The following is a 12711-nucleotide window of genomic DNA, read 5'->3' as shown; positions in this document are numbered from 1 at the left end:
CATGTACTTGCATTCAATAAACATTATATATCCATTAAATAAAAATATGAAAGCATAAATTTTTTTTATTTAATTTTTTGGAGATGAACATAAATTTAATTATAAAAAAATTATAATTAATTTGATTTTATGAATCTCCCCTCTAAAAAGTTATTATAATATAATTTGTTTAATGGATGCAATTTTTGGCTTCATGATTCAAAACCTCTAAAAAGTTATTATAATATAATTTGTGATGGAGTTTATATTAAAATGAAGAAGATAATTAATTTAAAACATATAATATTATTTATAATGGTTTTTTCTGCTTTATTATTCTGTGTTTCTAGTGTTTGTGCACAAGACATCAATGCCACTGATAATATAGCAGATTTAAATAATAATGATAATAATATTAATAATAATATTAATAATAATATTGATATAGTGAAAAATCATATAATTGATGAGGAAAATGAAACTTTAGAAAATCAAAATGCAGATAATTTAACTGCTGAAATAGTGAAAAATCATATAATTGATGAGGAAAATGAAAGTTTAGAAAATCAAAATGCAGATAATCTAACTGCGGAAGGTACTTTTGATGATTTTCAATCAGAGATAAATAAAGCATCAGAAGGTTCTGTTTTAAATTTAACAAGAGATTATACTGGAGCTCATGACTCTAAAATACAATTTAATAAAGATTTAACTATAGATGGTCAAGGCCATACTATTGGATTTGGTTTTTATTCTAGTTGTGGAAAGATTACTCTAATGAATCTTAAAATAATAAATGATTACAAGGATAAGAATTATAATGGTGGTGCTATTCTTATCGGTGATTCTGCTCAATACACAATTATAAATTGTACTTTTAATAATAACTGGGCAAAACACAATGGCGGAGCAATATTCAATGGTGGGAATAAACTAACAATTATAAATTGTAGTTTTAATAATAATGAAGCTGATGTTATTGATGGTGGAGCAATATACTCCAAAGGTAATGTATATATTAAAAATTCCATATTCAACTCCAACCATGCCAATGAAGATGGAGGAGCTATTTTTTGCTGTAATGATGCAAATATAACCAATTGTTTATTTAAATCCAATAAAGCTAATGGAGCCAAAGCATATCAATGTGAAGGTGGAGCTATATGCTGTAAAGGGGATTTGACTATTGAAAATTCCACATTCGAGGATAATTATGCTGAGGATTATGGTGGAGCAATCTATGCAAATACATTAACATTAAACCCTAATTGTATTTTTGACAGCAATATTGCATATGACAACCAAGGTGGAGCAATATGGGTCAATAAATTCAATAAAGATGTGATATCCACAACATTCATCAAAAATAAAGCAGGTGAAGGTGCAAAAGATGATGGTGGAGCGATTTATATAAACAATGAAAATCATATAACATTTTCTAATTGTACTTTTAAAAGTAATTGGGCTGGTGATGAAGGAGGTGCAATATATTTAGACAGTCCTAGTTCTGATCTAACCTTAAAAAACAATACTATTATTGATAATCATGCTGATGATGAAGGACAAGTTGTTTTTAATAAAGGAACATATGCTACCATTAAAAATAATTATTGGGAAACAGATTCACCAGATTTCTCTAAAGATTTTCTTGTTGAATGGAAAAGATGGACATCCAACATTAAACATAAAGACGAAAGTCCATTAAAATACTTTAGTATCATCGGCACATTTGATGATCTTCAAGCAGAGATAAATAATGCATCAGAAAATTCTGTTTTATATTTAACAAGAGATTATAATGTAGGTTGTGGTTCTAGAATACAAATCAATAAAAATTTAACTATAAATGGCCAAGGCCATACTATTGATTGCTTAAATAGAAAATATAGTGTTTTTTATTCTAATTGTGGAAATATCACTCTGATAAATATTACAATAAATAAAGGATGTGATGATAAAGGAGGTGCTATTCATATAGATGGTTCTGCTCAATACACTATTGAAAATTGTACCTTTTTTAATAATTTTGCATCCGATTATGGTGGAGCAATATACAATGAAGGAAATAACATACTTACAATTAAAAACTCTAAATTCTCTTCCAACAGCGCAAATAACATTGATGGTGGAGCTATATTTTCTACAAAAGACATAATTATCAAAGATTCAATATTTGATTTAAATGTTGCTGATGAAAATGGCGGTGCAATATCCTGTGGAGCAAATATCTATGTAGAAAATAGTATTTTTTACAGCAATAATGTAAAAAGCAGAGAATGGTCCTGGTATGAATACATATATCATTGGGCAGATAATCCCCAATGCTGTGGAGGTGCAATATTTGCTAAAGGAAATGTGGATATAAAAAATTCTACATTTACCAGCAATTTTGCATCCGATTATGGTGGAGCAATATATGCAAACAACATTAATATAAGTGAAAATAGTACATTTTTCAAAAATAGTGTAGAGGATAATGATGGCGGTGCAATATATGCTGATAATACTGCTACATTATCTGATGTATTTTTTATAGAAAATAATGCAAAAGTAGATGGTGGAGCAGTTTACACTAAAGGAAAAACATGTTGTAATAAATGTCTATTTAAAAATAATCAAGCACAAGGAGCTAAAAGTGCACAATGTTACGGTGGAGCAATTTGCTCCAAATCCGATGTATGGATAAATAATACCACATTCATTAAAAATATTGCTGCTGATTATGGTGGAGCAATATATGCAAACTCCATATATATTAATCAAAAAAATAACAATACACAATCATTCTTTATTAATAATAGTGCAAATAATGATAAAGGTGGCGCAATATTTGCAGAGTCTAATTTAGAAGCGACAAACACACTATTTTCAGGCAATTGTGCAAATGTTGATGGAGGTGCAGTATATGCTAAATATAATGTAGTTGTCAGATACTGTTTGTTGGAAAACAATAAAGCACAAGGTGCTAAGTCAAGCAAGTGTTATGGTGGTGCGATTCGTGCTGAAGAGGAATTGACCATATTAAATTCTACATTTAAAAATAATTATACTGAAAATAATGGTGGTGCAGTATATGCAGACTCCATCATATTAGAAGGATTGAATTTATTTGAAAACAATATTGCAAAAATTGATGGTGGAGCAATATATACTGATAAATTTGGAGTAGATCCTTGTAATGCAGCCTTTATTAACAATACTGCTCAAAATGGTGATGGTGGTGCCATATACATCAATAAAAAAGCCAATATTACCATATCACAATGTTGTTTTATTAATAATCAATGTGGTGATGAGGGCGGTGCCATATATTTAGATTCATCAAATTTATATTTGACTTTATTAAATAATTTTTTTGAAAGTAATAGTGCAAGTGATGGATATTCTGTATATAATTGTGGTCTTTATGACAATATAATGAGTAATTTCTGGATAAATGCCACCCCTAACTCTTCTAATAATCAATTGGTAAAATGGGGAGCAATTACACCTAATACTCATTATGAAGATAAGAGCCCTATGAAATTGGATTTATTGATTGACATGTATGAAAAAGATGATGATATTTTCTTGAATGTTAAAGTAGTATATGTTAATTCTGATAATACTTTATTTACAGATGTTTTTAACATGGTTAATGTTACCTATGAAGTTATTGCATGCAATAAAACTATAAAAACAACAAATACAAAAAGCGATAAAAATTACAGGTCTTTTGATTTTATTCCTTCATATGGAAATGATAATATTACAATCAAGTATAAAGATTATACAATATCAAAAACCGTAAACATTGAATATGAGAATTAAAAAATAGCATGTGGGGATTTTTATGTTGGGTATTAAATATTTATTTGTTGCTTTATGCTTGTTCATATTAATGCGTAGTTCTTGCGTTTGTGCAAGTGATGTTAACGACACAATTGATATGAATACAGAAATCAGTAATATTAATGTCACTTCCTTGGACATGTCTAATCAGCCAGTAAACGCAACATCCAGCTCTTTTGATGAATTAAAAAGCAATATTGAAAGTCTTAATCCAGGAGATGTTTTAAACATACACAAGAATTACAGTTTAGATAATGACTCAAATGCTATTACATCATGCATTACAGTTAAATCAGACAACATTACAATTAACGGTAACGGACATTACATAAATGGAAATAACCACCCAGTATCATTTAAAATTACTGGCAATAATGTTAAAATTACCGGCCTTAACTTTTGTAACTGTCAGGGAAATGGCAAAACACTAAAAGTAAATATTGAGGGAAATACCAACCCTATCAAGTATACAAATAAGAGCCCCGTTTATTGGACAGGCAATAATGGAATAATCTCTGATTGCATTTTCTCAAAAAATACTGGTGTAAATGGCGGTGCAGTTACCTGGATGGGAAATAATGGAACAATAAACAATGTTACTTTTGAAAATAATAAAGCACAAGGTGCAGGCGGTGCAATATATCTTAGCAGTGAAAACAATAATATCTGCAACTGTGTATTTATAAATTCCACTTCCCCAATATTCAATGAATCAGTATTTCTAGACAATAAACACAAATCATGCAACATTAGCAAAAATTATTACACTGGTTTATTTTTAATAGATGGATCACAGCTCAATATCGATGCAGAAAATTTATGCAAATCTTATTATTCACAATTTGCACAAAAAGAATTTAATATTGTTCCCATCATCTATTCATCATTATTTGGCATCAACCAATTAGATAATGAAACAATTTATTATGGACAATATTTCAATGAAACACACACATACAAATTATCAATAGTAAAAAACTTTAAAAAATACAATATAACATATGAAATGGATTATATCATATCTGTCGATGATTTAAAAAATGTCTTTTCAAGTTTAATGTCAAATTTTTATAAAATAAATCTAAAAATTATCAAAACAGCAAATATAAATACCAATGATACAGACGAATATAATAAAGTATGCAGTCATGACGTGAATTATTATATTCTAAACACATCTTTTATGGATTATGTTAGAAATGATACAAACATAAGTAATTTAGAAAGTATTGATTATATTTTAAATGTCAATTATGGAAATAATAGTTATTTTTCATCCAATGCACAATGGATGGAAAATAGCGGATTCAACATTACTGTAATCAATGGAAACAATGCAACAATCCATGCAACATCCAGTAGCAGCGATGAAAATAAATGGATCGTAAATCATGATAACAATCGCACATTCTTCATATCCAATCTAACAATTGAAGGATTTAATACAGTTATTGAAAATTTAAACGGATCATGTGTTTTTAATAATGTATTATTCCAGAATAATAAAAAAGATTACACCTTCCAAAGAGATGATGGTGCTGCCCTAATTAATGCAGGTTTAGTTATTTGCAATAATTGTACTTTCATTAACAATTATGCAAAAAATGGTGGCGCAGTATTCAATCAGGGAATGTTAATTTTAGAAAACACCACATTTAAAGACAATATAGGATATCGCCAAGGCAATGATGTTTTAAATGTTGATCAAGGAATTGTAATATTAAATAATAAGATAATTTCCGGTTCTGAAGGCAACATAACCTATGTAAAAAGCATTTCCACAGCAGTTTCCACCATTATTGCTGGTTTGGCAATTATAGCCACTGCCGCTGTAGCTTCTACTGCCGTTGTGTGTACTTTTGGTGTTGCGGGTTTTGTTATGGGTACAGGTCTTGCTGTAGGTGCAAGTACTGCTCTCGGTGCTGGTTTAATTTTTGGCAGTATTGCTGCAAACATGATTGCTTCAAATCAATATAATTTACAGTTCAATAGAATTACTACTACTGTAGAAGTTATTGCCTCCTGTGTAATAGCTGGTACTATTGCTGCTGCTATAACTTCTGCTATTTATAAACCATCTCCATCAAACCTCAGAGAAGGATTTAAAATTCCATATGCTTCCTCAAATAGTGATGATAAATTCATATTTGAAGGAAAAGAATATAAGATTTTCAATAATGCAGCAAGCCCTAATGCAAAATTAAAGGTGTTTAAACAAATGAAGGCTAAAGGATATATTCCAGAAGATCCTTTTTTTGACGAAATAGATTATGTATCTATAAGAAGAGACCTGAGCGGATACACAAATAAGATCGAATATATTGTACGTTATAAATCAGGTAAATTTAATAGTGGGTTTATAGGATCTACTTTGAAAATAAGACAGGATGGACAAGTAATGTATAACTATTATAAGGAACTAGGAAAAATTGAAAATATAAATGGAATATATTGTGTATTTGACGAAAAACTGAGTGAAGAGCAAATAAATTCTATTATAGATCATATAACACAATATAATTTTAGAATTACGTTTGGAGAGGAAAATAAGTTGTTTATAATCCGATGTGCATATAAAGATATGTTTTACTTTGACATTATTGGTCCGACTGGAATATTAAAATCTGGTGAGAAATTTCCTTTGTAATGAAAAATATAAAGTGATTAAAATGGATTCTTATAAGTGGTGATGTTTTCAATTGTTTCTTTATTAAAATAATATCCATTATTTGCAAGATATTATATAAAATGAATTTTCTTTTAAGAGTTCGTCCAATAATTCAATTTTTGGATAGGATTTTTATTAAAAGGTTTTAGTCTTAGAATGGAAATGGTGGAGTTTCAGGAGTTATTTTACACTTGAAATTTCACTTCGTTACTTTTTTAGAATTTTTAGGTTATTTAATGTTTGATTTTAGTTAATCGGGGGCGTGTTTATTTTGTGTTTGTTGTTTGATTTTAGTTAATCGGGGGCGTGTTTATTTTGTGTTTGTTGTTTGATTTTAGTTAATCGGGGGCGTGTTTATTTTGTGTTTGTTGTTTGGATTGTGTTTTTTTGTTTGTTTTTTTGTTTAAATGAATGTTGCATTTAGTTTTTCGTGTATTTTTTGTATGTTATGTGTGCTATTGAGTGTATTGTTTAGTTCTTTTTCTGCATTTTTTTATGTCTATTCTGTTTAGTTTGAATTGTTTAGTTCTTTTTCTGCATTTTTTATGTCTGTTCTGTTAGTTTTTGGAAATTATGTGCATTTCTGAGTAGTCCTAAGTGTGCTTCGTTTAGATTTGCTCTTTTTTGATCAAGCGAAAATTATTAGCAATAAATGATGCTGTAACTAACCTAATAATTAATGGTCAAGTAATTTATCAAGAAGATTTTGACAAAGAATTCATAGAAATCATTCTAAATACTCATTAGAAGGATTCCCCAAAAAAATACTAATAACTAATGACCATCCAGCATATCCTGCAAAAATAGAATGAACATGCATAAAACAACAACTCTGCAAATTTCACATAATCAAAAACCACAACGACAAATCCTACAAAAAAATAAACAAAATAAAAAGAAGAATACAAAAACTCGAAAACAATAAAAGACAACCAAGAAACAATAAAAAAAATCACTCAAATTAAGAAATATAAAAAAATAAGCAATTATAAAAAAAATATAAAAAACAAATAAAATACTTTTAAAAAATTTATGAAACTAAATAAACAAAGCCATTAAAAAAAAAAAGGAAAGGTGCATTATATACTCGCACCTGTTAAAATGATTTCATTAAGCCATACTTATACAAACTTTAATTAAACCATACCTGTTCCAACTAGAGTCAAGTGACCAATGATTGCAGAACAAAGGTAAGTTCCAGTAATTACAATTATAGCAACAATGATTGCTTTCCAACCGATCTTTAAAAACTCTTGCCAATCGTTTCCAATTGCAATACCAACATAAGCCAAAAAGGCAGTGCAGACTGTAGTCAATTCAATATCAGAAACAAACCTAACTATAATGTCAGCAGTTGGAACACCTGGAATGGATAGAATTATACCAATCAAGCTTATATAAATGATTGATGGAATATTACCAGGGATAATCCTTTCAAGGGCCATACCAATGATTGTAATACATGAAATTATCAACATTCCAATAAACACTTCATCCAAAGGTGTATGATATCCTATGAAATTTCCAACAGTTACAATGAATGAAAAGATTATAAGGAATGTAGCCCATCTTTTAAGCTTACCCCAACTCATTTCCTCTGAAGCAGCATATTTGTCATCCTTTACCCCTTCAATTTCATATTCTTCATCAATTGTTTGTTCATCACCTTTTCCTAAAATAGGAGAGAGCCATTTATACAATCTTTCTGCAAGAGGTATGGAAATGAACATACACATATAAATTCCAAAACAGAATGAAAGGATATTACTGCATCCGGCAAATGCTTCCAATTTAGTAGCCATAGCAGGATACATATGGGTCAATGGAACCAATGCTGCAGCATTCATACTTGCACTTCCTATACCTGATGCAATTGCAAATGCATATGGATGTATTGGAAGGGCGGAAATAGCTATGCTTGCTAAAAAACTGATATAGGGAGTACCAATAATTGACCCTATAACAAAAATAGCTAAAACCCCACGAGTTTCAGGTGAATGGAATCCATAGCGATCAATGATGATTCCCAAGTTAGGTTCACGGCAAATGGAACTTGCCATACCTATAGCCTCTCTTCTAAAACCTAAAAGCAAAGCAACAGGAAATGCTAAAAGAGTACCTAAATCACCGAACAGCTGCAATATTAAAGCAGGTCCAACATGAAAAATACTTGCTATAGCCTGACCATTTGAAATAGCCATTTTAGCAATAATTACACCAATAAATAAAACCATAGCCCCTTCAGCTACCTTAGCTTGCTTAGGACCAACAAACTTAATAGGCTTCGCCAAATAAAGACCTAATCCTAAAACCAAAGCATAAATCAAAGGCAATAATAGAACACTTATATCTTCTGTTATTTTAAACTCTCTAACTCCAATAGCCATGGAAATAATAACTAAAATAAATACAACAATATGTAAATTATACTCCTTCCATGGAGGCCTCTTTTTAATAGCCCGGTCTGTCTTTTCCCTAAATGTATGCGACGATTGATTAGTAATAAAATCCCTCCAAATTTCACAAATTTTCTAAATTAAAACAGCCTCTTAAAAATATCTTACTATGTCATTACTTATAAACTAATCTATTTTATCCTAAAAAATGATAAATAATGATTAATAGTGATAAATAATGATAAATATTATGTAACTAGGTAAAATTAAGGCATATGCATTAAAATTTTTTAGGACTATTTTTAAAATTTTGAATGAAAAATTATTAAAATATATAAAAATTTTAAAAAAAAATTAAAAAAATGATAAAAATTAAACTTCATTTTTTAACTAAAGTTTTTTATTTTATATGTAAATGCATTCATGATTATGTAAATTACTATAATATATAGACTATATATAATATACTATACGATTAACAACATAATAGGCAGAAAATGAGATTGATTGAAAAATCAATTAATTCTAATCAAAAATATTAAAATAAAATATAAAAAGTATCATTTAATAATAGATTCCTTTAATAAAAATTAATCAACTTTTTTTTGCATAAAGCGAGTGCCTCCAAAACTATAAAAATTATTTCAAAAACATTCTTAAAATCATTTATTTTAAAAATAAAGAAAAGATTGGCTTTGTTGAAATTCTATAAGATTATATAAAAATTTTTAAAAGTTACTGTTAAAAAAGATTTAAAATAAAATTTTAAAAAAGGTTTTCAACAGACCCAAAAAAATTAAAAAAATATATTTTTGGTGATCCCCCAAAAAATAAAAAATCCCATCTGCAAAAGAAAATTAGCTAAAAATAAAAAAATATTTTCAACTTAAGAACTTGATTCTTAAATAAAAAAAGCAAATATTCATGCCTCTTGAAAATTGATTGAACTTCTCAATTAAATCTATCTTTAGATGATTTGAAGGTATGGAAATATTTAAAAAAAGATCAGAACCCCATTCGAACCAATGGCTTAGCCAAATGACGTCTTGCTGAAACTGGAGTTTCATAGAACTTACCATTTTCAAGTGTTCTTTCAACCTTTTCAGCAATCTTTTCATCAGAATCTATTCTTTTGCCACAGCTTTTACACTTAAATCCTTTTCCCTTTCCAGCAGAAGTCATTCTCTTTCCGCACTCACAAATAGGATTTCTATAAACAAATTCATTTAGCTTAATGACCTGGAACTTTTCTATATTGAATGTATTCTGCTCACCTATGCCACCATATAGCACTATTTCATCATCTGCCCTTAATTTCTCAACAATTTTTCTAAAATCCTTGGTTGGTTCATATGCAGCAGCTTCAATTTCACCAGTTTCATCATACAATGTGAAAAACATGTGTCCACCTTCAATAATATGAGGACTTTCCTTCACAAGTCCTTTTATCTTATAGCAGGAATACTGTTTAAGCTCACTTATTGAATTTGCATTTTGAATGTGCATGTCAGTATGCTGATTTGTTTTGAAAATGCAGGAATCCACAATCTCCTCATTAGGAATGACAATATCCTTTGCTTTCAATAGAACTTCAGGACTGTTGGATCTGATACCATACAAAACAGGGCATGGAGTCTTAGGTTCAATAGCCAAATACTTGGCGTCAATGTTTTCAAAGGTTTCAGGATATGTTTTCTTGTCCATCTTAACTACAGAATCATAGTCAATATTCCTTAATGTCCCATATCTTGATGGATGCCTATATGCCAATAGCTCATAGGTATAGTCTTCAAGAGGACATGAAATAGCTGCAATTGAACCTATTATTCCTCTTCCCTTTTTGAACTTATAAATTTCAGCACCAATATGATTTGCAAATTCTTCTGCCTCTTCAATTGTAATTATTGAATAAATGGCTTTGAAGGCATAATCAATCATTTCTTCAGTGATTTGGCCTTGATAAAATACAACTCCAGGATTTGTATTGTCACAGTCAAACATTGAAAGCTCTGAGACATACTTCAACACAATCTCCTTTGCTAAATCAATGTTTTGATCCAAATCCAATTTAAATGACACTCCCCCATTTCCCCTTGTTTTGAATCTTGCAAAGGGATTTAAACGAATAAGCCTAGGATAAGCTATGATTTCAATATCATTTCTCTCAAATTCATTTAAGATTGTGGAGGCAAGAAATGTTGTGCACATACCATCTGGAGAGTCAGTGTCATCTATTCCAATATAAAAGCATTCCATAAGAATCAATCACCAGAAATAATTAATATAATATTCTTTAAAACATAATCAATTTAATATTTACCTTAAAATGAAAATAATTAAAAAAATATTGTTTAAAACAAATAATCAATTTTATATTTATCTTAAAAGGAAATAATTAAAAAAATATTGTTTAAAACAAATAGCCAATTTAATATTTATCTTAAAAGGAAAAATATTAAAAAAATATTGTTTAAAACAAATAGTCAATTTTATATTTATCTTAAAAGATAATAATATTATTAAAATATATTTAAACTGATTAATAAAAATTTTCAATAAATCGATATTGCGAGGTAATCCTATGGCAATCACAAATAGGAATCAATTAATACGAGAAGTTTATCAACTGCTTAACAAAGAAAGCTTTGAAACATCAAACATTTATGAACAAAGCTGCTTTGATATAGTTGCTCGTAAAAAATTACTTATTTTACTTTTAAAAGTCCTCGTGAATATTAACAGCATTAATGAAGCTCATGTTGAAGAGATCAGACAAATATCAAATGTCTTCTTAGCTAGCCCCATTATTGTAGGAATGAAATCCAAAAACCATATTCTTGAAGAGGATGTTGTTTATGAAAGACACGGACTTCCTGCAATTGGCCTTGAAACCTTAAAGAACATGATTGTTTATGACGAATATCCTGAGATATTGGCAGACCGTGGAGGATATTATGTTCAAATCAATGGAAATGTCTTAAAGGAATACAGAGAAGAGTATAACTTGTCTTTAAAGGATTTAGCAGATTTGGCACATGTTTCAAGAGCTACCATGTACAAGTATGAAAATGGAATGGTTAGGGCAAATACTGAAACTGCAATGCTCCTTGAGGAAATACTCAACACCAAGATCACTCTTGACATTGACCTTTTTGAACCTTATCAGGAAGACATTAAATTAAAGGCAGATACAAGCAATCTTAATCAGACACAGGGAACTAATGCTCAAAACTTGGCAAAATTAGGATTTGGTGTAGTTTCAACCAACAAGAGTCCATTTGATGCACTTGCCAAAGCTGAAATAGCTACTAAAAAGAAAGAGCGAACTACATTGATAGCTAACTTGAATGTTCAGGATGAACAGAATACAAGAACTTTGAAGAAAATGGCCATCAGCCTAAAGGATCTTTCCCTTGTAACCTCTTCAGACCCATTCTTTGTATTGAATGATGATAAGATAAAAGATTCCATTGATGGAATTCCAGTTATCAAATCATGGGAAATGAAAGAGTTTGAGAATTCCAAAGAGTTCTTGAAGATAATCAAGGAAAGGAGAAACAATTAATTTAAAAATTATTAATTAATAAGGAAATCAGATTTTAAAATCATATTATTTTAAAAAAAAAGAAAATAAATAAACAGATTAAGAGTGAAAATATGGATTTGGCAAAAAATAAAGGAATGAACATTCTAATTGTTGCATTGATTTTAGCAGTTTTATTGACTTTTTATGTAGGTGTTGTTAATCCAATCATCTTAGGATTAGGCATACTTGCAATAATTGTGATTCTGCTGAACATTTATGTTGAGAAGTTTAAAAAATAGAAAAAATCTCAA

6 protein-coding genes are annotated in these 12711 nt (G+C 29.2%); 4 read left to right on the top strand and 2 right to left on the bottom strand.

Annotated features, from left to right (window positions below; all coding sequences use genetic code 11):
- Positions 1–294 precede the first annotated feature (294 nt).
- Together QZV12_RS09925 and QZV12_RS09920 are read left to right on the top strand one after the other, a co-directional pair.
- The gene (locus tag QZV12_RS09925) at positions 295–3789 is read left to right on the top strand and encodes a right-handed parallel beta-helix repeat-containing protein (RefSeq protein ID WP_295621090.1); all 3495 of its coding nucleotides are present in this window, start codon (positions 295–297) and stop codon (positions 3787–3789) included.
- Positions 3790–3811: 22 nt separating this feature from the next.
- A complete protein-coding gene (locus QZV12_RS09920; RefSeq protein ID WP_295621087.1) occupies positions 3812–6457 on the top strand; it encodes a hypothetical protein in 2646 nt (881 codons plus the stop codon).
- A gap of 1157 nt (positions 6458–7614) precedes the next feature.
- Here QZV12_RS09920 and QZV12_RS09915 read toward each other — a convergent pair.
- Both QZV12_RS09915 and QZV12_RS09910 read right to left on the bottom strand, forming a co-directional pair.
- Positions 7615–8865 carry a DUF3100 domain-containing protein gene (locus QZV12_RS09915; protein WP_295621084.1) on the bottom strand — a complete coding sequence of 417 codons (1251 nt, stop codon included), beginning with the start codon at positions 8863–8865 and terminating at the stop codon, positions 7615–7617.
- Between the two features lie 1014 nt (positions 8866–9879).
- Positions 9880–11139 (bottom strand): tRNA(Ile)(2)-agmatinylcytidine synthase, encoded by a 1260-nt coding sequence (locus QZV12_RS09910; protein ID WP_295621081.1) that lies wholly within the window; start codon positions 11137–11139, stop codon positions 9880–9882.
- A 322-nt stretch (positions 11140–11461) separates the two neighbouring features.
- Here QZV12_RS09910 and QZV12_RS09905 point away from each other — a divergent pair, with 322 nt between their 5' ends.
- Entirely contained in the window at positions 11462–12439 is a 978-nt protein-coding gene (locus QZV12_RS09905) for a transcriptional regulator (RefSeq protein WP_295621093.1), read from the top strand.
- A gap of 92 nt (positions 12440–12531) precedes the next feature.
- Positions 12532–12699, top strand: coding sequence for a hypothetical protein (locus QZV12_RS09900; RefSeq protein ID WP_295621078.1), 168 nt, complete (start codon positions 12532–12534; stop codon positions 12697–12699).
- Positions 12700–12711: the final 12 nt, after the last annotated feature.

This window comes from uncultured Methanobrevibacter sp., assembly GCF_902769175.1.
Lineage (GTDB): Archaea > Methanobacteriota > Methanobacteria > Methanobacteriales > Methanobacteriaceae > Methanobrevibacter.
Note: the sequence above shows the minus strand (reverse complement) of the source record. Positions and strands in the feature narration are given on the sequence as shown.